Genomic DNA, 20,020 nt, shown 5'->3' on the forward strand with positions numbered 1-20,020 from the left:
AAGGTGCGCCCATGCTGACCGTCCACCAGTTCCCGTGCCTCGCCGACAATTACGGCTTCCTGCTGCACAATTCGGTCAGCGGCGAAACCGCCGCGATCGATACGCCCGATGCGAAGGAATACCTCAGGCAGGCCGAGGCGAAGGGGTGGCGCATCACCCACATCTGGAACACCCACTGGCACCCCGACCACGCCGGCGGGAATGCCGAGATCGTCGCGGCGACCGGCGCGCGCGTGATCGGTCCCGGGGAGGTCGAACGGCTCTCCCCCGTCGATGAGGTGGTGGGCCACGGCGACACTGTCTCGCTCGGCGAGCACAAGGCCAACGTCATCGACGTGTCGGGCCACACCAATGGCCACATCGCCTACCACATCCCCGAGGAAGGGCTCGCCTTCGTCGGCGATGCGGTTTTCGCCCTGGGCTGCGGGCGGATGTTCGAAGGCGAGGCCGAGCAGTTCTGGGCCAGCCTCGACCGGATCCGCCGCCTGCCGACCCGGACCACGCTCTATTGCGCGCACGAATACACCGCGGCGAACGCGAAATTCGCGCTCCACGCCGATCCCGACAACGAGGCGCTCAGGGAATATGCTCAGGAGATCGAGGCGAAGCGCGCGCGCGGCGAACCGACCGTGCCGACCGTGCTGGCGCGCGAGCTCGAAACCAATCCCTTCCTGCGCGCCGACGATCCCGCCCTCGCCGCGCGCTGGGGCGGAAACGCGCCGCACGAAACCTTCGCGGCGCTCAGGGCCGCGAAGGATGCGTTCTAGCCGCCGATGAAGGCCCTCCGCGTCGAGCGCCTGTCGGGCGACCTGTCGGGCGTCACCCTCGCCGACATTCCCGAACCCGGGCGCAAGCCGGGCGAAGTGCTGGTCCGGGTGCGCGCCGCCTCGCTCAATTTTCCGGACCTGCTGATGACGCGGGGGGAATACCAGTTCAAGCCGGAGCCGCCCTTCACCAGCGGGCTCGAATGCGCGGGCGAGGTGATCGAGGCGGACTCAGGCAGCGGCTTCGCACCGGGCGACCGGGTGATGGGCGGGAACAAGACCGGCGCCTTTGCCGAAATCGCCTGCATCCCCGCGCGCGGGCTGGCGCCGGTGCCCGAGGGATTTTCCTTCGCGCAGGGAGCGGCGATGGGCGCGGCCTATGCGACCGCCTATACCGGGCTCGTCGAATTGTGCGGGGTGAAGGAAGGCCAGTGGGTGCTCGTCCACGGCGCGAGCGGCGGGGTCGGGCTCGCCGCCTGCGACCTCGCGAAGGCAATGGGGGCGCGGGTCATCGCGGCGACCGGGGTGGAGGCGAAGCGGGAGGCCATCGCCGCGCGGGCGAAACCGGACCACGTCATCCTCGCCAGCGGGCGCTTTCGCGAGGCGGTCTCGCAGATCACCGGCGGCGCGCTCGCCGATATCGTGTTCGATCCGGTGGGCGGCGACGTGTTCGACGAATCGACCCGCTGCGTCGCCTTCGGCGGCAAGCTGGTGGTGGTCGGCTTCACCTCCGGACGGATCGCCGAGATCGCCACCAACATCCCGCTCATCAAGGGTTTTTCGATCGTCGGCCTGCGCGCAGGCGAATATGCGCGGCGCTTTCCCGAGCGCGGCGCGGCGATCAATGCGGCGGTGCGCGAGCTGGCCGAAGCGGGGCGGATATCGCCAGCGATCGACCGGGTGCTGCCGCTCGAGAACTGGCGAGAAGGGTTCGAGGCGATGGCGCGGCGGGAGCTTGTCGGGAAAGTGGTGTTCGAGCCCTAGCCCCCGACCAAACGCAGCAAAGTCCCTGCGCCGGCAGGGACCTCAGGCCGGACGGCGCTTCACCGCGAGAGGTCTCAGCCTTGGCCGGGACTCACGCTTGTCCTCGCGCCGCGCGATCAGAGCGAGGCGATGACCTCGTCGGCGAGCTTCGCGTCGGCTTCGCGGTCGTGCTTGGCCGCGATCAGCTGGCCCGAGGCGGCGGTCGCGGCCTGGACGGCGCGGGCGCGCACGTCGGCGATCGCCTCGCGCTCGGCCGCGGCGATCTTGTCCTGGGCCATCCGCTCGCGCCGGGCGACCATGGCGGCGCTATCCTCTTCGGCGCGGGCGAGGATGGCGTCGGCTTCGCGCCGGGCGCCGTCCATCATCGCTTCGGCGTCCCTTTCGGCGTTGGCGATCCTGGCGACGTATTCGTCGCGCAGCGCCTCGGCCTCGGCCCGCAGGGACTTCGCCTCGTCCAATTGCTGGCGGATTTCGGCGATCCGCGCGTCGAGCCCGCCGGTGACGATGCCGGGGACCTTCTTCCAGACGAACACGCCGATCAGGACCAGCATGGCAAGGCCGACCCACTGGTAGGAATCGAGCCCCATCGCCGCCGGTTCGGCGTATTCGGAGGAAGTGGCGAGGATCGTCAGGGTGTCACGCATGGGTCAGCGCCTTCTTGACCGCCGACCGGGCCGAACGCTTGTCGACCTTCGCCCCGGTGAGGCGGGCGACGATGTCCTGGCTCGCCTCGGTGGCGACATCTTCGAGTTCGGCCAGCGCGGCTGCCCGCGCGGCTTCGATGGTGCTTTCAGCCTCGGCAAGACGGGCGTCGAGCCGTTCCTGCGCCCGCGCCAGCTTCGCCTCGGTCTGTGCGGCGGCTTTCGCCTTGGCTTCGGCGATCAGGCCCTGGGCGCGGGCGCGGTTCTCGGCCTCGCGGGCCTTCCATGCCTCCTCCTGCTCGTCGGCGGCATCGCGCGCGGCCTGGGCGGCGGCGAGGTCGTCGGCGATCTGGCGGTCGCGCAGCTGCACCGTCTCCATCACCTTGGGCACCATGCCGCGCCCGATCAGGAAAAAGGTGATGCCGAAGAACACCAGCGTCCAGAGAACCTGGCTGGAGAAGAATTCGGCGAGCTGGGATATCTGGGGCATGGCCGGTCCCGGTCAGCTTGGGGAAAGGAACGGGGGCGCCGACGCGCTGCGCCTGGCGCCCCCGGAACGCGTCAGGCGACGAAGATCAGGATCATCGCGACGACGAAGGCCAGCAGGCCCAGGAGTTCCGCCGCGGCAAAGCCGATGAACAGGCGGCCCTGCTGCCCGTCGGCCGCGCCCGGGTTGCGCAGCGCGCTTTCGAGGAACGAACCGAAGACGTTGCCCACGCCGATCGCCGCCATGCCGGCACCGATCGCTGCGAGGCCGGCGCCGACGAGCTTGGCTGCTTCAGGATCCATTTCAAAACTCCTTTGAATTCAGAACTGTTGGGAAGGAAAGAGAGGTGACTTAGTGAAGGTTCTCGGCGTCGTTGATGTACAGCGACGTGAGCAGCGCGAAGACATAGGCCTGGATGCCCGCGACGAGGATTTCGAGCGCGCTGATGGCGACCATCAGGACGAAGCTCGGAATGCCGATGAACCCGCCGAAGACCGGCCCGGCATTGACGCTGTCGATCACGAAGCTCGAGAGAACCTTGAGCAGGACGTGGCCGGCCATCATCGCCACGAACAGGCGCAGCGCGAGGCTGAAGGGGCGCACGAGGAAGGAGATCAGTTCGATCACCGGGATCAGCCAGATCAGCCACAGCGGCGTGCCGTGCGGCACGAAGAGCGAGAAGAAATGCAGGCCATGGCGCCAGAACCCGACGATGAGGACGATCGAGAAGCTCAGGATCGCGAGCACGCCGGTGACGGTGAAGTGGCTGGTGAAGGTGAAGGGATGCACCCCGAATACGCCGATCGGCAGCAGGCCGAGCAGGTTCGCGAAGAGGATGAACATGAACAGCGAGAAGATGTAGGGGACGTATTTGCGCCCCGCCTTGCCGACATTCGCTTCGAGCATGTCGTCGATGAAGCCGGTGAAGCTTTCCACCGCCATCTGCCAGCGCCCGGGGACGAGCTCGCGCTTCATGCCGCCCGCGACGAAGGCCCACAGGAGCAGGACGGTGATCGCCATCCACAGGGCCGAATTGGTGAACGCGATGTTGAAGCCCGCCAGTTCCCAGCTTTCCGAGCCGAACAGGGGCTCCAGCATGAACTGCTTCATCGGATCGACTTTGCCTTGTTCGGCTGCCACGATGTCGGTCCCTGATCCCTATGTGAAGCGCGCCCTTCCGGGCGGACCCGCCGCGCTCACCCGTCCTCGGGCTCGTCCAGCTTGTCCTCGGGGCGCGCATTCGCCGCACGAATGATGTTCCTGAAGGCCACCACCGTCCCGAGGAACAGGCCGACCAACAGGCCCCAGGGCAATGTCCCGGCGAGCGCGTCAACCGCCCAGCCGATCACACTGCCTCCGATGATCCCGCCGAGCAGGTCCGCCAGCGCGCGGTTCCCGGCGCGATAATTCGCATCGGTCCCCTGCACCTTTGGCCGGTTGCGCTGTTCCTCACGCTCGCGTGCGGCCTTGAGCCGCGCTTCGAGCGCGTCGATCCGCGCATCCTCGGCATTGGATTCTCGGGCGGGTTTCTCGTCGCTCATGCCTGCTTTCCGTCAAGGGTCGCGAGACACGTTCAGTGAGGTGCCCGCCGAGGGCGCGGACCCCTTAGAAGGGGGCCAAACCCAAGTCAACCGTGGGGGAGCGGGAGCGGTCGATTATATGACAACTCCTTGAGCGGGCGCGAGGCACGGCCCATGCACGCTGCCCATGCACGCTGCCCGTGCGCGCGGCCCCGCCCGCACGGCCCGCCGCCGGATCAGGGGCATCTCGGATCGCGTTCGGGCGGAGCGCTGGTGCGGGTCTTCCACGTGCCGTCGGGCGCTTCGTACATTTCCCCCGGTGCGGTCTGCGCGATCGCCTGGCAGCCGGCGGTGAAGGCGTATTCCTCGATCGTCGCGTTGTTCTGCTGCGCCCGGCGGGCGTAGACCGCGCGGCGCTTGATGTTGATGTCGTCGACCAGGCGCTGGAGTTCGGGGGTCGGCTGGCCGACGATGCCGAGATAGCCGTCCCTGCCCTCGCCCACCATGCCGCCCGCGCGCGCGGCGGCATAGGCCGGGTCGCGCTGGGCCATCGCGGGGGCGGCGAACCCCACTGCCAGCGCCGCGCCCGCAGCCGCCGCGAACACCGCGTTTCGCACCTGAGACCTCATCGCATTCCTCCAAAGGGCGGCGCATCCTTCCGTGTCAGAAGATGTCCGCGTTCTCCTCGATCGTATTGGCCGCGTCCTCGGCCAGCCGGTAGATCACTTCCTGCCGGATGTTGATGTTGAGCTCGATCACGATCGGCTCGTCGGGCGCGTTGACGTTGATGCACCCGCCGAGCGGCGCGAAAGCGCCGAGCGCGAACACGCCCGCCGCCGTCCTCTTCCATCGCCCCGCCATGGTTCCTCCCCGAACGCGCCTTGCGGCAGCGGTCTTGGCAGCACCGGCGGGTCCGGTCAATTTGCTCGGCTTCATAGGTTCACTTCGCTTTCGGGCAGTTGAACGGGCGGGTCTTCGGGCCGGGTCGCCTCGTCCGGCCCGGGCGGTTCGCTGCCGGGTCCGGGGGCGGGTGCGGGTCCGGGAGCGGGTGCGGGTCCGGGCCGGGGCGTGCGCGGGACGAAGCGTCCGTCCTGCGTCTTCAGCAGGCCGCGATCGACCGGGTTGCCGAGATAATCCGCGTCCCAGAAGGAGCGCACCATGGTCGCAAGCTGGTGGAAGTTCTGCGAACGCACGTTGATCTTGAACCGGATCGGCAGGCGCGACAGGCGTCGGGTGACGAAATTGCGGCTCGCCCCCTCGCCCTGGCCGACCCCGTCGAAGGTGAAGCGGGTGACGATCTCCCCCGCGAGGCTCCCCTCGAGCGCGACCGCCATGCGCGTGTAGTCGAGCGAGCGCAGCGCGTTGAAGGCGAAATTGGCCATCGCCCCCATGTCCTCGTAGGTCAGTTCCCCGACATAGGCGACGTTCCCGCCGGGCGGGCGCGAGAGCAGCAGGCCCTCCTCTATCCGCCCGTTCCCGTCCGCATCGAACACGATCGGCACCACCCCGTCGAAGGTTCCGGTGGCGGAAAGATTGGTCAGCTCCATCTCCGCGACGAAGCGCGCGGCCTCGAGCCCGACGATCTCGAAGACATAGGCTTTCTCGCCGGACCTGCCGTAATCGAGATCGACCGGGCGCATGACGAGCGTCCCGCCCATGAAGGGCCAGCGCGCGTCCTCGACGCGCACGATCCGCCCCTCGCTGAGCGAGAAGGCGACGCGTCCGGCCAGCACCTCGACGCCGGGATTGATCGTCTCGATCGTCACGACCTGCCCCGGCGCGGTGGTGAGCGCGAGGAGGTCGGTGAAGACGATCTCCCCCGCAAGCCCCGTCAGCGGGCCGAAGGCGGCGGCAAGGTCCAGGTCGTCGGTGCGGAAGCGGCCCGAACTGGTCACCCCCTCGCCGTCCCACTCGATTCCCCCCTCGCCGGTGATCGTGCCCTCGACGTCGGCGACGACGCCCTTGGCGAGGTAGGTGAGATCGTCGGGAGCGAGCCTGTCGCCGAACACGACGCCGGGCACGTCGAGCACCGCGCTGCCCCGCGCCGTTTCGAGATCGTGCCGGATCGCGACCCGGGTCACCAGTGCATCGGAGCCGGGGTGGCGCAGGGCGGCTTCGGCCTGCACGGTCCGGCCGTCGATGGCGAGCACCGCATCGCGCGCGATGAGCGGCTCGAACCGCGCCTCGCCCCCGGTCCGCTCGGACAGGAGGAAGGCGCCCCGGTCGAGCGAGAGCACGCCCTCCTCGTAGGCCCAGCGGCCCGAAAGCGCGGCGAGATCGAGCGGCACCGGATCAAGCGCCGCGGTGCCCCCGGCGAACTCGCCCGCAAGCGTCTCGCCCACCGTGCCCGTCAGCGTGGCGGCGGCGAGACGCACCGCGGCCTCGTCCTCGCCCAGCACGACATCGAGGCCGTCGAGGGCGAATCCCTCCGGCGAGGTCAGCACCGCGCGCTCCGCCGCCAGCCGTAGCCGCGTCTCGCCCAGCCGCCCGTCCAGCGCGAGATCCCGCGTGGCGAGCGAGAGGCGGAGCGCCTCGTCATAGGCCAGCATCGCGCCCGTGCCGTGCGGGCAGAGCGTCACGCTTTCCCGCCCGAGCGCGAGATCGGCATAGACGAGCCGGTCGAAGGAGACGCGCGTGCAGCCCCGCCCGAACGAGAGCCGGCCGTCCGCATAGCTCCCCGCGAGCGGCAGGGCGAAACCCTCGATCCGCCCGCCGGGGATCGGCCCGCTCGCCTCGGCGCGGCCGGCGAAGGTGATCGCGCCCGCAGCCTGGCGCAGCTCCATGCCCGGGACCGAGATCCGCGCGCCCTCCGCCTCGTAAGGGGCCATGGCGAGCCGGAAGACAAGCTCGCCGCTTTCGCCCGCCTGCTCCATCCGCCCGGTGATCCGAGGCAGGCCCGCGCCGCCCGTCACCAGGTTGCCGCGCAGCGCCCCGCCCGCCCAGCTCACCCGCGAGGCGGCGAGGATCGTCTCGCCCCCGCGCGCGGCGAGCCGCGCTTCGGGCACGAGGACCGAAAGCGCGCCGTCCTCCTGCCGCAGCGTCACGTCGGCGCGCAAAGTGCCTCCCGCCATCGCGGCGTCGAGATTGCGCGCGAACTTGCGGGTCAGCGGGGCGAGCAGGGTGTCCTCGAAACTGTCCCCGAACGCGGCGAGGTCCGCCCCGTCAAGCGCGGCGATCGCCACCCCCTCGCCCGTGAGCCGCGCGTCCCATTCGCTGCGCGCGAAACCGCCGACGCTGCGCAGCGCCCCGTCCGCGGCCAGGCTGTCAAAGCGCGCAAGACCAGTGTCGACCCCGCGCGCGGCAAGATCGTGGCGCAAGTTGAAGATGCCGCCCTTCCAGCCGACCTGCCCGTTCCCGCCGAGCCGCTGCGCGGCAAGCCCCTCTCCCGCAAGCCCCGCTGCGGCGAGGCCGAACCCGCCTTCGAGCGAATCGAGCGATGGCGCCAGCGCGAGCCGCGCGGCGATGTCGGCGCGCGCGACCCGGGTGCCGCCGCATTTCGCCCCGCGCAGCCGGATCGGCCCGGCGAAGGAGGGTGCGCCGTCATCGGTGGTGATCGCACCATAGAGCGACGCGCGGGCCGCGCGGCAATCGCCGCTGCCGATGCCGGGCGCGGTCGCGGCGATCGTGCCGGCAAAGCCGTCATCGAGCCGGCCCGACCCCTCGGCCTTGACGCCGACGTTTCCGTAATCGGTTTCGATCAGGGCGCGCCCGTCGACGAGTTCGAGCGCGAGGTCCGGCAGGCCCGCTTCGCCCTCGCCGGGTTCGAGCAGCGGATCGAGCGCGCCCGCGCTGAACGTGCCATCGCGATAACTGGCGTGGAGCCGCGGGCGCACCAGCCGTACCCGGCCGATCGCGGGGAGGCCGAGCATGTAATCGATCCCGATCACCGCCCGCTCGATTACCAGGTCGGGCCGTGCGGGATCGCCCACCACGATGTTCGCCAGCACCTGTTGCCGCGGCCCGACCGAGACGATGTCGTAGCTGGCCGGGATGTCGAGCTCCTCCAGCGCGTCGTCGATCACGCCGACCGCGATCCTTTCGCGGGCGGACCATCCGAGGAGCGCCGCGACGACCAGCGCGAGCAAGAGGGCGGCGAGGATCGTCGGCCCCCGGCGCGCGGGCCGGGGGTCAGCGGACACGCCTTCGGGACCTTCATCGGGGGCACTCGCCATCGTGCCGCCCACTTGCGCCACAAGCGCGGCAAAGGCAATGAAGCAGGCAGGCGAAAGGGACGCAGCGCTTGCCGCAAGGGGACGACAGCTTCGATTTCGGGGAGGAGCGCCCGCCCGCGCCCCGCTCCTTCGTTTCGGACGCGGGCAGCCACGCCGGCTCGGGCCACCGCGCCCGCCTGCGCGAGCGGCTGCTGAAAGGCGGGGCCGAGGCGCTCGCCGATTACGAGGTGCTCGAATACCTGCTCTTCGCCGCGATCCCGCGCGGCGACACCAAGCCGATCGCCAAGGCCCTGCTCGCCCGGTTCGGCAGCCTTGCCGGCGTGCTCAACGCCGATCCCAAGGCGCTCCAGCGGACGAGGGGCGTGGGCGAGAACACCGCGGCGGCGCTGAAGGCGGTCGCCACCGCCTCGCGTCGCATGGCGCGCAGCGAGGTCGGCAAAAAGCCGGTGCTCGGCAGCTGGCAGGCGCTGATCGACTACCTCACCGCCGACATGGCGCATCTCACGGTCGAGCGGGTGCGGGTGCTCTACCTCGACACCAGGAACCGCCTGATCGACGACCACCACCTCGCCGACGGGACCATCGACGAGGCGAGCCTTCACCCGCGCGAGGTGATCCGCCGGGCGATGGACGTGGGCGCGGCGGCGCTGATCCTCGTCCACAATCACCCCAGCGGCCATCCCGAGCCGAGCCGCGCGGACATCGACGTCACCCGCCGGATCGCGGAGGCCGGCCGCCTGCTGGGCGTCACTGTCCACGACCATGTCATCGTCGGGCGCGAGGGCCATGCGAGCCTGCGCGCGAAGGGGCTGATCTAGGGCGGGGCTTGATCTCGCCGCTTCCGGGGCCTAGCCGCCCCTCACCCAATTCCATTCATCCGGAGCCCCCGATGGTCCCCCGCTACGCCCGCCCCGCCATGACCGCCCTGTGGGAGCCGGAGGCGAAATACCGCATCTGGTTCGAGATCGAGGCCCATGCGACCGAGAAGCTCGGCGAGCTCGGCGTCGTCCCGAAATCCGCGGCGAAGGCGTTGTGGGACTGGTGGGCGACCGATCCCGTCATCGACGTCGCGGCGATCGACGCGATCGAGGCGGTAACCAGGCACGACGTGATCGCCTTCCTCACCTGGGTGGCCGAACAGGTCGGGGAAGAAGCGCGCTTCATGCACCAGGGCATGACCAGTTCCGACGTGCTCGACACGACGCTCTCGGTGCAGCTGGCACGCGCCACCGACATCCTTCTCGACGACATGGACGCGCTGCTCGCCGCGATCAGGACGCGCGCGGAAGAGCACAAGTACACGCCGACCATCGGTCGCAGCCACGGCATCCACGCCGAGCCGGTGACCTTCGGGCTCAAGCTCGCGCAGGCCTATGCCGAATTCGACCGCTGCCGCGAGCGGCTGGTCGCCGCGCGCAGGGAAATCGCCACCTGCGCGATCAGCGGCGCGGTCGGCACCTTCGCCAATATCGACCCCGCGGTCGAAGCCCATGTGGCAGGGAAGCTCGGTCTCGCGGTCGAGCCGATCAGCACGCAGGTCATCCCGCGCGACCGCCACGCGATGTATTTTGCGACGCTCGCCGTCATCGCGGGCAGCATCGAACGGCTGGCGGTGGAAATCCGCCACCTCCAGCGCACCGAGGTGCTGGAGGCGGAGGAATATTTCTCCCCCGGCCAGAAGGGCTCGAGCGCGATGCCGCACAAGCGCAACCCGGTGCTGACCGAGAACCTCACCGGGCAGGCGCGCATGATCCGCAGCTTTGCCCTCCCCGCGCTCGAGAACGTCGCGCTGTGGCACGAGCGGGACATCTCGCATTCCTCGGTCGAACGCTTCATCGGCCCGGACGCGACGATCACGCTCGACTTCGCGCTCGCGCGGCTGACGGGCGTTCTCGAAAAGCTGCTGGTCTATCCCGAGCGGATGCAGAAGAACCTCGATGCCATGGGCGGCCTCGTCCATTCGCAGCGCGTGCTGCTGGCGCTCACCCAGGCGGGGATCAGCCGCGAGGACGCCTATGCCATCGTCCAGCGCAACGCGATGAAGGTGTGGGAATCGCAAGGCGCGCTCGGGCTGCTCGACCTGCTCAAGGCCGATCCGGACGTCACCGCGGCGCTGGGCGAGGCCGAGCTCGAGGAGAAGTTCGACCTCGCCTACCACTTCCGCCACGTCGACACGATCTTCGCGCGGGTGTTCGCTTGACGCCGCAAGCGTCGGGGGTGGACCTCCCCGCCAGATCGCCTAGGCTGGTGCGGATCGCGCAACACGAGAGGAACGAGCCCGCATGCAGATCGTGAGAACCATCGTGTGGGTGTTGATCGTCATCGCGGTCCTTGCCTTTTCCCTGTTCAACTGGGAGCCGGTCGAGATCACGCTGTGGGACAACCTCGTGCTCGAAACGAAGGTCCCCGCGCTCGTCATCATCGCCTTCCTGCTCGGCCTGGTGCCGATGTGGCTCTACCATCGCAGCGTGAAATGGAGCCTCAGGCGACGCATCCGCAGCCTCGAGAACTCGCTCAAGTCGAACGCGCTCTCGCGCCGGCACGAACCCCATCACGGCGATACGCCTGCCCCTGCCACCGCACCCACCCCTGTCCCCGCCCCGGTGCACGATCCGGCGCCCAAAAGTGTGGACAGCGACGGAGCGAGCGGCGACACGCTCGCGCCGGTCCCGCGCAATCCCTCGGAGTGAACGTGACTAACCCGGTCTATCTCGCCCTCGATATCCCCCAGATCGAGCCGGCCAAGGCGTTGCTGGCCAAGGTCAAGGCCCATGTCGGCGGGGTCAAGCTCGGCCTCGAATTCTTCTGCGCCCACGGCGCGCACGGCGTCCACGAGATCGCCCACATGGGCCTGCCGATCTTCCTCGACCTCAAGTTCCACGACATCCCCAACACCGTCGCCGCGGCGATGCAGGCGATCCACGTCTACGAACCCGCGATCGTCACCGTCCACGCATCGGGCGGGCGCGCGATGATGGAGGACGCCAAGGCCGCTGCCGCCGAAGGGTGCAAGGTCGTGGGTGTCACCATGCTGACCAGCCTCGATACGGGCGACCTCGCCAAGACCGGCATCTACGGCAGCGAGGAGACGCAGGTCATGCGCCTCGCCGAACTCGCGCACGAGGCGGGGCTCGACGGGATCGTGTGTTCGGGCCACGAGGTCGCGCGCGTGAAGAAGGCGTGGAAGGACGGGTTCTTCGTCGTGCCGGGCCTGCGCCTGCCGGGTTCGGGCACGGGCGACCAGAAGCGCGTCGTCACCCCGCGCGCGGCGCGCGATGCGGGGGCGAGCGTGCTCGTCATCGGCCGCCCGATCAGCCGCGCCGAGGACCCGGAGGCCGCCGCGCGCGCGATCGAGGCGACGCTCTAGGCTCGTCATGTCGGTGCACATCAAGATCTGCGGGCTTTCCACGAGCGAAACCGTCGCCGCGGCGGTGGCGGGGGGCGCGAGCCATGTCGGCTTCGTCCATTTCGAGCCGAGCCCCCGCCATGTCGGTCTGAAACAGGCCGCCGACCTGCGCGAAGGGCTGCCCGCCGGGGTCAAGGCGGTGCTGCTGCTCGTCAACGCCGGGATCGAGACGACGGCGCACGCGATCGAGGTGGTAAGGCCCGACGTGATCCAGTTCCACGGGAAGGAAACCCCCGAATGGATCGCCCTCGTGCGCGAGCGGACGGGGGTCGAGACGTGGCGCGCGATCGGGGTCAGGGGCGCGGAGACATTGGACAAGGCCAGCCGCTACAGGGACGCCGCCGACCGCCTGCTGTTCGACGCGCCCCCGCCGCAGGCGAGCGCGCTGCCGGGCGGAAATGGGGTCGGTTTCGACTGGACCGTGCTGGCACACCACGACCACGTGCTGCCCTGGGGCCTCGCGGGCGGGCTCACCCCCGACAACGTCGCCGCGGCGATCCGCGCGACCGGCGCGCCGCTGGTCGATGCCTCCTCCGGCCTCGAAAGCGCGCCCGGCGTCAAGGACGTGGACAAGATCGCGGCCTTCTGTCAGGCGGCGCGCTCGGCGTGACCCCTCCCCCCCGGTCGCCGCGAGCGCAGTCGAGACGCGTTCGCGCTGGGGCGAAGGTGTCTCGACTTCGCTCGACACCAACGGCATTAGCAACAGCATGAACCAGCCCAATTCCTTCCGCACCCTGCCCGACGAGAACGGCCATTTCGGCGACTATGGCGGGCGCTATGTCGCCGAAACGCTGATGCCGCTCGTGCTTGACCTCGAACGCGAATATCGCAAGGCGCAGGCCGATCCCGAATTCGCCGCCGAATTCGACGACCTGATGAAGCACTATGTCGGCCGCCCCTCTCCGCTCTATTTCGCGGAAAGGCTGACCGAGGCGCTTGGCGGCGCGCAGGTGTGGTTCAAGCGCGACGAGCTCAACCACACCGGCGCGCACAAGATCAACAATTGCATCGGCCAGATCCTGCTCGCGCGGCGCATGGGCAAGACCCGCATCATCGCCGAAACCGGCGCGGGCCAGCATGGCGTCGCCACCGCCACGGTCTGCGCGCGGTTCGGCCTACCTTGCGTGATTTACATGGGCGCCGAGGACGTGCGGCGGCAATCGCCCAATGTCTTTCGCATGAAGCTGCTGGGGGCCGAGGTCGTCCCCGTCACCAGCGGTCGGGGCACGCTGAAGGACGCAATGAACGAAGGGCTTCGGGACTGGGTCGCCAATGTCCACGACACCTTCTACATCATCGGCACGGCCGCCGGCCCGCATCCGTACCCCGAGATGGTCCGGAATTTCCAGAGCGTCATCGGGACCGAGGCGCGCGCGCAGATGCTCGAGCGGGTGGGTCGCCTGCCCGACCTCCTCGTCGCCTGCATCGGCGGCGGGTCAAACGCGCTGGGGCTGTTCCACCCCTTCCTCGACGATCCCGAGGTGGCGATGCTCGGCGTGGAGGCGGCGGGCCACGGCCTTGACGGCGACGAACACGCCGCATCGCTCCTCGGCGGCGCGCCCGGCGTGCTTCACGGCAACAAAACCTATCTGCTGCAGGACGAAGACGGCCAGATCACCGAAGGCCACTCGATCAGCGCCGGCCTCGACTATCCCGGAATCGGGCCTGAGCACGCCTGGCTGAAGGAATCGGGCCGGGTCGAATACACCGCCGTCACCGACGACGAGGCGATCGAGGGCTTCCAATTGCTCTGCCGCACCGAGGGAATCATCCCGGCGCTTGAACCGAGCCACGCCATCGCGGCCGTGGCGCAGCGCGCCAAGCAGATGGACCGCGAGGCGATCATCCTGATGAATCTGTGCGGAAGGGGCGACAAGGACATCTTCACCGTGGCGGAGAAGCTCGGGGTGGAGATGTGAGCCGCAACCTCTGCCCCACCGTCATCCCGGACCGGATCCGGGATCCCGCTTCTTCAGGCGCGGGGGCAAAGGCAGCTGGACCCCGGCTCGGGGCCGGGGTGACGGTTCTTGATCGGGGGTAAGAATTTGAGGCGGGACCGAAGCCCTGAAGCGGTTTGGAAGATCAAGAAAGCCATTGCGATTTTCGCGGCATTGGCCGGTGCGGTGGCCATGATATGGTTCTATATCGAGGCCGGACCCGAGCTTTGGGAATATCCCGAACATGGACGAAGGCGCTTCTCGAGATGGCTGATCGGCCCGTTGCTTCCTGCCATAATCTACGGAGGTTTTCTCCTCTGCCGCTACAGTTGGCTCTTGCCGGAAATGTTGAATCGATCGGATGACTGACCGCCTCTCTCCGCGTCTTTCGGGCGCCTTCTCCGCCCCCCACCCCGCCTTCGTCGCCTTCATCACCGCTGGCGATGGCGACACCGCCGCGAACCTCGATGCGCTGGTCGCGGGCGGTGCGGATGTGATCGAGCTGGGCATGCCCTTCACCGATCCGATGGCCGATGGCCCCGCGATCCAGAGCGCCAACTTGCGCTCGCTCGCAGCGGGAACCACCACCGCCGATGTGCTCCGCATGGCGAGCGAGTTCCGCTCGCGCCACCCCGACGTGCCGCTCGTCCTGATGGGCTATGCCAACCCGATGATCCGGCGCGGGCCGGAATGGTTCGCTGACGCCGCCGCCGCAGCAGGCGTGGACGGCGTCATCTGCGTCGACATCCCGCCGGAGGAAGACGAGGCGCTCGGTCCCGCCCTGCGCGCGCGCGGCATCGCCCCGATCCGCCTCGCCACGCCGACCACCGACGCCGCGCGCCTGCCGCGCGTGCTCGAAGGCTCGGAGGGCTTCGTCTATTACGTCTCGGTCGCCGGGATCACGGGCAAGCAGCAGGCGGCGATCGATTCGATCGAAGCCAACGTCGCCCGCATCAAGCAGTCGACCGACCTGCCCGTCGCGGTCGGCTTTGGCGTGCGCACGCCCGAACAGGCCGCCGCCATCGCGCGCGTCGCGGACGGTGTCGTCGTCGGTTCGGCCTTCGTCGATCTCGTCGGCGAATTTGGCAAGGACGCGCCCGAGCGGCTAAGGGAACTGACTTCGGCAATGGTGGGCGCGATCAGATCCGCGCGTGAGAGGCAAGAGACATGAGCTGGTTGACCCGCGTCCGCAATTCCCTCGGCTTCGGTTCGGAGAAGAAGAGCACCGAGAAGGACCTTTGGATCAAGTGCCGCAATTGCCAGGAAATGCTCTTCGTCCAGGAATTCGAGGAGAACCTGTCGGTCTGCCCGAAATGCGACCATCACGGGCGGATCGGGGCGGATGCGCGGCTGCAATTGCTGCTCGATCCCGGTTACGAGCTGCTCCCGCTGCCGCAGGTGACCGAAGACCCGCTCAAGTTCCGCGATTCGAAGAAGTACACCGACCGGCTGAAGGGTGCGCGCGCGGCGAATCCCTATGAGGACGCCTTCATCGTCGGCTCGGGCGCGATCGACGCGCGGCCTGCCGTCGTCGGCGTGCAGGATTTCGCCTTCATGGGCGGATCGATGGGCATGGCGGTGGGGCAGGCCTTCGTGAACGGGGCGGAAAAGGCGCTGGAGCGGCGCTGCGCCTATGTTGTGGTGACGGCGGCGGGCGGCGCGCGGATGCAGGAGGGGATTCTTTCCCTGATGCAGATGCCGCGCGCGACGGTGATGACCCGGCGGCTCAAGGCGGCGGGCCTGCCCTACATCGTCGTCCTCACCGACCCGACCACCGGCGGCGTCACCGCGAGCTATGCCATGCTCGGCGATATCCACATCGCCGAACCCGGCGCGCTGATCGGCTTTGCCGGCCAGCGGGTGATCCAGGACACGATCCGCGAGCAATTGCCCGAAGGCTTCCAGCGCGCCGAATATCTCCACAAGCACGGCATGGTCGACATGGTGGTGCACCGCCGCGACCTGAAGGCGACGCTGGCACGAGTGCTCGGCTATCTTCAGCCGGTAAAGGCGGCGTGATTTCTCCCCCTCCCGTGTGGGAGGGGTCCGGGGGGTGGGTTTCCCGACTTCCCGGCGTGTCACTTCCCTCTCCAACCCCTCCCATTGAGGGGAGGGGCTCGAAATGAAGCCGCTCGATTTCGGGCGGTCGGACGATCCGCGCGTTCAATCCCAGCTCGACCGGCTTTCCCGCCTGAGCGTCCCGCAGGGGCGGCTCGGGCTCGACACCATCCGCGCGTTGATGGAGCGGCTCGGCAACCCGCACCGCGCGCTGCCGCCGGTCTTCCATGTCGCCGGGACCAACGGCAAGGGCTCGGTCTGCGCCTTCCTGCGGGCGATGCTGGAGGCCGAAGAGTATCGTGTCCACGTCACCACCAGCCCCCACCTCGTGCGCTACAACGAGCGCATAAGGCTCGCCGGAAAGCTGATCGACGACGCGATGCTGGCCGACCTGCTCGAAGAGGTGCTCGATGCGGGGGAGGACCTGCATCCCAGTTTCTTCGAAGTCACCATCGCCGCCGCCTTCACCGCCTTCGCGCGCGTGCCCGCCGATGCCTGCGTGGTCGAGGTCGGCATGGGTGGCCGCTTCGATGCGACCAACCTGCTCGAACCCGGCGCGCTGGCGGCCTGCGGCATCGCGGCGCTGGGGCTCGATCACGAGAAGTTCCTGCTCGCGCCCGAGGACGGCACGCCCGCAGAGCCCATGGCGCGGATCGGATTCGAAAAGGCGGGGATCGCCAAGCCGGGCGTGCCGCTGGTGACGCTGCGCCACGATCCCCTGCCCGCAGGCGCGGTTATGGCGCAGGCGGAGCGGTTCGGCGCGCCGCTGCTCGTGCAGGGCGATGCGTGGGAGGCGCGCGAAGCGGACGGGCGGCTCGCCTATCGCGATGACCACGGCGCGCTCGACCTCCCCTTTCCCGCGCTGCCCGGCGCGCACCAGGTCGCCAATGCGGGCCTTGCGATCGCCATGCTGCGCGCGCAGCAAGGCGTGGCGGTATCGCGGGAGGCGATCGAGCGGGGCCTTCGCACCGCGACGTGGCCCGCGCGGCTCCAGCGCCTCAGGCCCGGCCCGCTGACGGGCGGCCGCGAAACATTGCTCGACGGGGGGCACAATCCGAGCGCGGGGGAGGTGCTGGGCGCCCATTTCAGGGGCCGGCGCGTTCATCTCGTGCTCGGGATGCTTGCGAACAAGAACCCGCTGGCGTTGATCCGCCCGCTCGGCGAAACCATCGCCTCGCTCACCATCGTTCCTGTGCCCGGGCACGAGACGCATCCGCCCGAGGCATTCGGCCCGCGCGCAGCGGCCGCGCCCGACCTGCCGGGCGCGATGGCGATGATCCGCGATGACGGCCTGCCGGTGCTGATCGCGGGTTCGCTCTACCTCGCGGGCGAGGCGCTGCGCCTCAACGGCGAGCTGCCGGACTAGGGATTTCCCGGTCCGGCCGCATCGGACCGGCCGCCCCTGTTTCCCTGTCCTGCCGCGATTTTTCCGGCCTGCACGAAGCTCGCGCCGCGGCCGGAACCGCCCTTGCGTCAGGCATCCTCGGGCGCGGGCCGGGTTCCGGCGGTTCCCATCGCATCGTCGACCAGTCCGGCGCGCATCATCCACCAGAACAGCACGATCCCGGGGAGCGCGGCGACCGTCGTGAGAAGGTAGAAATTGACATAGCCGATCCAGTCGATCAGCGCGCCCGCGGTCGTTCCGGTCAGCAGCCGCCCGACAATGCTCGCCCCCGCGCTGATCAGGGCATATTGCGCGGCGGTGAAACGCAGGTCGCACAACGCCGAGAAATAGGCGACCACCACCACCCCGCCATAGCCGCTGGCGAAATTCTCGAACCCGATCGCGGCCGCCATGCCGAGATTGGAATCGCCCGCAGCGGCCAGCGCGGCAAAGCTGACATTGGAAACCGCCATCAGGATGAGCGCGATCAGCACCGATTTCTTGAGCCCGAGGCGGGCATAGATGATCCCGCCCACGAACACGCCGATGATGAGCGCCCAGAATCCGACCCCGACATCGTAGATCGCGATCTCGTCGTTGCTGAAGCCGAGATCCTCGAACAGCAGGCGGAAGGTGAGGTTCGCAAGCGTGTCGCCGATCTTGTGGACGAGGATGAACAGCAGGACCAGCCAGGCGCCGTTGCGACGGAAGAACTCGGAGAAGGGATCCGCGATCGCGCGGGCCATCTCGACCAGGCTGCGCCGCTCGGCCTGCTTCTGGTGGCGCGCGGGCTCGCCCAGGATCAGGGCGGTCAGCATGGCCGGCAGCGCAAAGATCGAACACACCGCATAGGCCACCGTCCAGTCGCTGCGTGCGGCGACCACCAGCGCAAGACCGCCCGCGCCGGCCGCGCCGATGCGCCAGCCATACTGGCTCATCCCCGAACCCGTGCCGAGCTGGTAGGGCTTGAGCGTCTCGATCCGGTAGGCGTCGATGATGATGTCGAACGTCGCGCCCGCCGTCCCGAGCATGACGGCCGAGACAGCAACCCAGACGATGTCCTGCCGCGGGTCGGCGACGGCGAGATTGATCGTCGCCGCGATGGCGAGGAAGCCGATCACGATCATCCAGCTCACCCGCTGGCCCAGCCGGCCGATCACCGGAAGCGTGACCGCATCGATCACCCACGCCCACAGGAATTTCACGTTGTAGACGAGAAAGGCGAGCGTGAAGGCGGTGACGGTCGCTTTCTCGATCCCCTCCTGCGCCAGCCGCGTCGTCAGCGTCGCGGCCAGCAGCGCGAAGGGAAAGCCCGACGAAACGCCGAGAAAGAACGCGGCGAGCGATTCCTTTTCCAGATAGGGCCGGAACGAGCCCCACAGGTCCCGCTTCGGGGTCACCCCAGCCTCAGCCATTCGCTCGCATCCTTGTCGTGATCCCCATATTGCTGCACCATTAGGGGTAGAGAGAGGAAATAGGAACGCCGCCATGAACACCGGCACAACCGCATCAACAGATTCGCCGCCGCACCATCGGCCCACCGCAGGCCAGCTCGCGCTCGCCGAGGCGATCCGGCACGGCGCGGGGCGCGCGGCCGCGGGGATCGCCACGGTCCCGGCGAGCAATTACACGAGCGCAGAGCACTTCGCGCGCGAAAAGGCCGCGCTGTTCGACCGGATGCCGCAGGTGCTGTGCCCATCGGCGCTGCTGCCCGATCCCGGCATGGCCGTGCCGCACGATGCGACCGGGCGTCCGCTGCTCGTCACCCGCGACGGCGAGGGCCGCGCCCACGTCTTCCTCAATGTCTGCCGCCATCGCGGCACGCGGCTGGTCGAAGGCGAGGAGGCGGTCTGCGCGAAGCGCCTCGTGTGCCCCTATCACGCCTGGACCTACCGGCTCGACGGCAAGCTTCTCGCGCTGCCGCGGCCGGAGACCTTCCCCGGCCTCGACAAGTCGCAATACGGCCTCGTCGAATTGCCGAGCATCGAGGCGGGCGGCCTCATCTGGTTCGCGCCGCGCGAAGGCGCGGATTTTTCCGATGCCCGAAACCTCGGAGCCGATTTCGCGGCGCTGGGAATGCCCGAGGCGCACCTGTTCCGCCGCAAGATGCACGAGGTGAAGGGCAACTGGAAGCTCATCATGGATGCCTTCCTCGAAAGCTATCACGTCACCCGCCTCCACGCGAAGACGATCGGGCCGTTCTTCAAGGACGGGATCACGGCGGGCGATCAGGTCGGCCCGCACCAGCGTTCCGCGGTGGGGCGGCTCGAGGAGATGGAGAAGATCGACCTCACCGACATGGCGCAATTGCGGCGCGTCGTGACCTTCGCCTATCAATTGATGCCTGCCACGATCATCGTCCCCAGCCCCGATTACGTGAACGTCATGGTACTGATGCCGCAGGCCCACGATCTCACCCTGGTCGAGGACTTCATGCTCATCCCCGAAGAACCGAAGAGCGACAAGGCGCGCAATCACTGGGAGCGCAGCTGGGCGCTGCTCGACGGCGGGGTCTTCGCCAGCGAGGATTTCCGCGCCGCCGAACTGGGCCAGCAGGGGCTCGCATCGGGCGCGGTGCCGCATCTGACGCTCGGCACGCTCGAAGGCGGGATCGTGCGCTTCGACGAACTGGTGCGGGACGCCTTGCGGGCCGCCAACTGAGCGCCT

Annotated in this window: 21 protein-coding genes; 12 read left to right on the forward strand and 9 right to left on the reverse strand. The window is 68.9% G+C overall.

Annotated features, from left to right (window positions below; all coding sequences use genetic code 11):
* Positions 1-11 precede the first annotated feature (11 nt).
* Together gloB and BLU08_RS04710 are read left to right on the forward strand one after the other, a co-directional pair.
* Positions 12-767, forward strand: a complete 756-nt coding sequence (gloB, locus tag BLU08_RS04705; protein ID WP_090195982.1) for a hydroxyacylglutathione hydrolase — start codon at positions 12-14, stop codon at positions 765-767.
* 6 nt (positions 768-773) lie between these two features.
* Complete coding sequence (locus tag BLU08_RS04710) at positions 774-1,748, forward strand: NADPH:quinone oxidoreductase family protein (protein WP_090195986.1); 975 nt, start codon at positions 774-776, stop codon at positions 1,746-1,748.
* 116 nt (positions 1,749-1,864) lie between these two features.
* On the opposite strand, the gene BLU08_RS04715 is transcribed toward BLU08_RS04710, so the two are convergent.
* The 8 genes from BLU08_RS04715 to BLU08_RS04750 all read right to left on the reverse strand — a co-directional run bounded on the left by BLU08_RS04715 (position 1,865) and on the right by BLU08_RS04750 (position 8,535).
* Entirely contained in the window at positions 1,865-2,392 is a 528-nt protein-coding gene (locus tag BLU08_RS04715) for a hypothetical protein (RefSeq protein WP_090195990.1), read from the reverse strand.
* Positions 2,385-2,879 (reverse strand): ATPase, encoded by a 495-nt coding sequence (locus BLU08_RS04720; protein WP_090195994.1) that lies wholly within the window; start codon positions 2,877-2,879, stop codon positions 2,385-2,387. The genes BLU08_RS04715 and BLU08_RS04720 overlap by 8 nt, the downstream gene beginning before the upstream one ends.
* Positions 2,880-2,950: 71 nt before the next feature.
* Positions 2,951-3,178 (reverse strand): F0F1 ATP synthase subunit C, encoded by a 228-nt coding sequence (locus BLU08_RS04725; RefSeq protein WP_069310461.1) that lies wholly within the window; start codon positions 3,176-3,178, stop codon positions 2,951-2,953.
* A gap of 49 nt (positions 3,179-3,227) precedes the next feature.
* Positions 3,228-3,986: a F0F1 ATP synthase subunit A gene (locus tag BLU08_RS04730; RefSeq protein ID WP_090195997.1), complete on the reverse strand. Its 759-nt coding sequence runs from the start codon at positions 3,984-3,986 to the stop codon at positions 3,228-3,230.
* 86 nt (positions 3,987-4,072) lie between these two features.
* The gene (locus tag BLU08_RS04735) at positions 4,073-4,417 is read right to left on the reverse strand and encodes an AtpZ/AtpI family protein (protein WP_090196001.1); all 345 of its coding nucleotides are present in this window, start codon (positions 4,415-4,417) and stop codon (positions 4,073-4,075) included.
* Between the two features lie 215 nt (positions 4,418-4,632).
* A complete protein-coding gene (locus BLU08_RS04740) occupies positions 4,633-5,013 on the reverse strand; it encodes a YdbL family protein (protein WP_369816831.1) in 381 nt (126 codons plus the stop codon).
* A 46-nt stretch (positions 5,014-5,059) separates the two neighbouring features.
* Entirely contained in the window at positions 5,060-5,257 is a 198-nt protein-coding gene (locus tag BLU08_RS04745; RefSeq protein WP_090196007.1) for a YnbE family lipoprotein, read from the reverse strand.
* Positions 5,258-5,328: 71 nt separating this feature from the next.
* Positions 5,329-8,535, reverse strand: a complete 3,207-nt coding sequence (locus BLU08_RS04750) for a YdbH domain-containing protein (protein WP_172800984.1) — start codon at positions 8,533-8,535, stop codon at positions 5,329-5,331.
* Positions 8,536-8,636: 101 nt separating this feature from the next.
* Between BLU08_RS04750 and radC the strand changes: the two genes are divergently transcribed.
* From radC to BLU08_RS04795, 9 genes are all read left to right on the forward strand, one after another.
* Positions 8,637-9,386: a DNA repair protein RadC gene (gene radC / locus BLU08_RS04755; protein WP_090196016.1), complete on the forward strand. Its 750-nt coding sequence runs from the start codon at positions 8,637-8,639 to the stop codon at positions 9,384-9,386.
* 71 nt (positions 9,387-9,457) lie between these two features.
* Positions 9,458-10,768, forward strand: a complete 1,311-nt coding sequence (gene purB / locus BLU08_RS04760; RefSeq protein ID WP_090196019.1) for an adenylosuccinate lyase — start codon at positions 9,458-9,460, stop codon at positions 10,766-10,768.
* 82 nt (positions 10,769-10,850) lie between these two features.
* On the forward strand, positions 10,851-11,258 hold the full coding sequence (locus BLU08_RS04765) for a LapA family protein (RefSeq protein WP_090196023.1): 408 nt from the start codon (positions 10,851-10,853) through the stop codon (positions 11,256-11,258).
* Between the two features lie 2 nt (positions 11,259-11,260).
* Positions 11,261-11,935 carry an orotidine-5'-phosphate decarboxylase gene (gene pyrF, locus BLU08_RS04770; protein ID WP_090201019.1) on the forward strand — a complete coding sequence of 225 codons (675 nt, stop codon included), beginning with the start codon at positions 11,261-11,263 and terminating at the stop codon, positions 11,933-11,935.
* A 7-nt stretch (positions 11,936-11,942) separates the two neighbouring features.
* Positions 11,943-12,584 (forward strand): phosphoribosylanthranilate isomerase, encoded by a 642-nt coding sequence (locus BLU08_RS04775; protein WP_090196028.1) that lies wholly within the window; start codon positions 11,943-11,945, stop codon positions 12,582-12,584.
* A gap of 97 nt (positions 12,585-12,681) precedes the next feature.
* The gene (gene trpB / locus BLU08_RS04780) at positions 12,682-13,893 is read left to right on the forward strand and encodes a tryptophan synthase subunit beta (protein WP_090196032.1); all 1,212 of its coding nucleotides are present in this window, start codon (positions 12,682-12,684) and stop codon (positions 13,891-13,893) included.
* 379 nt (positions 13,894-14,272) lie between these two features.
* On the forward strand, positions 14,273-15,082 hold the full coding sequence (gene trpA / locus BLU08_RS04785) for a tryptophan synthase subunit alpha (protein WP_090196036.1): 810 nt from the start codon (positions 14,273-14,275) through the stop codon (positions 15,080-15,082).
* Positions 15,079-15,930 carry an acetyl-CoA carboxylase, carboxyltransferase subunit beta gene (gene accD / locus BLU08_RS04790; protein ID WP_090196040.1) on the forward strand — a complete coding sequence of 284 codons (852 nt, stop codon included), beginning with the start codon at positions 15,079-15,081 and terminating at the stop codon, positions 15,928-15,930. The genes trpA and accD overlap by 4 nt, the downstream gene beginning before the upstream one ends.
* A 103-nt stretch (positions 15,931-16,033) precedes the next feature.
* Entirely contained in the window at positions 16,034-17,335 is a 1,302-nt protein-coding gene (locus BLU08_RS04795) for a folylpolyglutamate synthase/dihydrofolate synthase family protein (protein WP_090196043.1), read from the forward strand.
* 107 nt (positions 17,336-17,442) lie between these two features.
* Here BLU08_RS04795 and BLU08_RS04800 read toward each other — a convergent pair whose 3' ends face one another.
* Positions 17,443-18,768, reverse strand: a complete 1,326-nt coding sequence (locus BLU08_RS04800) for an MFS transporter (protein WP_090196047.1) — start codon at positions 18,766-18,768, stop codon at positions 17,443-17,445.
* A gap of 73 nt (positions 18,769-18,841) precedes the next feature.
* On the opposite strand from BLU08_RS04800, the gene BLU08_RS04805 reads away from it, so the two are divergent.
* Complete coding sequence (locus BLU08_RS04805; RefSeq protein ID WP_090196050.1) at positions 18,842-20,014, forward strand: aromatic ring-hydroxylating dioxygenase subunit alpha; 1,173 nt, start codon at positions 18,842-18,844, stop codon at positions 20,012-20,014.
* The last annotated feature ends 6 nt before the right edge of the window (positions 20,015-20,020 follow it).

The sequence above is a fragment of the Erythrobacter sp. HL-111 genome, assembly GCF_900105095.1.
Lineage (GTDB): Bacteria > Pseudomonadota > Alphaproteobacteria > Sphingomonadales > Sphingomonadaceae > Erythrobacter.

What these genes read in the sequence shown, in the direction of transcription:
- BLU08_RS04725 (WP_069310461.1), bottom strand. Translation starts at nt 3,178, where the DNA reads ATGGATCCTGAAGCAGCCAAGCTCGTCGGCGCCGGCCTCGCAGCGATC.
- BLU08_RS04715 (WP_090195990.1), bottom strand. Translation starts at nt 2,392, where the DNA reads ATGCGTGACACCCTGACGATCCTCGCCACTTCCTCCGAATACGCCGAA.
- gloB (WP_090195982.1), top strand. Translation starts at nt 12, where the DNA reads ATGCTGACCGTCCACCAGTTCCCGTGCCTCGCCGACAATTACGGCTTC.
- BLU08_RS04730 (WP_090195997.1), bottom strand. Translation starts at nt 3,986, where the DNA reads ATGAAGCAGTTCATGCTGGAGCCCCTGTTCGGCTCGGAAAGCTGGGAA.
- BLU08_RS04710 (WP_090195986.1), top strand. Translation starts at nt 774, where the DNA reads ATGAAGGCCCTCCGCGTCGAGCGCCTGTCGGGCGACCTGTCGGGCGTC.
- BLU08_RS04765 (WP_090196023.1), top strand. Translation starts at nt 10,851, where the DNA reads ATGCAGATCGTGAGAACCATCGTGTGGGTGTTGATCGTCATCGCGGTC.
- BLU08_RS04800 (WP_090196047.1), bottom strand. Translation starts at nt 18,768, where the DNA reads ATGGCTGAGGCTGGGGTGACCCCGAAGCGGGACCTGTGGGGCTCGTTC.
- BLU08_RS04745 (WP_090196007.1), bottom strand. Translation starts at nt 5,257, where the DNA reads ATGGCGGGGCGATGGAAGAGGACGGCGGCGGGCGTGTTCGCGCTCGGC.
- BLU08_RS04775 (WP_090196028.1), top strand. Translation starts at nt 11,943, where the DNA reads ATGTCGGTGCACATCAAGATCTGCGGGCTTTCCACGAGCGAAACCGTC.
- accD (WP_090196040.1), top strand. Translation starts at nt 15,079, where the DNA reads ATGAGCTGGTTGACCCGCGTCCGCAATTCCCTCGGCTTCGGTTCGGAG.
- purB (WP_090196019.1), top strand. Translation starts at nt 9,458, where the DNA reads ATGGTCCCCCGCTACGCCCGCCCCGCCATGACCGCCCTGTGGGAGCCG.
- BLU08_RS04720 (WP_090195994.1), bottom strand. Translation starts at nt 2,879, where the DNA reads ATGCCCCAGATATCCCAGCTCGCCGAATTCTTCTCCAGCCAGGTTCTC.
- trpA (WP_090196036.1), top strand. Translation starts at nt 14,273, where the DNA reads ATGACTGACCGCCTCTCTCCGCGTCTTTCGGGCGCCTTCTCCGCCCCC.
- BLU08_RS04795 (WP_090196043.1), top strand. Translation starts at nt 16,034, where the DNA reads ATGAAGCCGCTCGATTTCGGGCGGTCGGACGATCCGCGCGTTCAATCC.
- trpB (WP_090196032.1), top strand. Translation starts at nt 12,682, where the DNA reads ATGAACCAGCCCAATTCCTTCCGCACCCTGCCCGACGAGAACGGCCAT.
- BLU08_RS04805 (WP_090196050.1), top strand. Translation starts at nt 18,842, where the DNA reads ATGAACACCGGCACAACCGCATCAACAGATTCGCCGCCGCACCATCGG.
- BLU08_RS04735 (WP_090196001.1), bottom strand. Translation starts at nt 4,417, where the DNA reads ATGAGCGACGAGAAACCCGCCCGAGAATCCAATGCCGAGGATGCGCGG.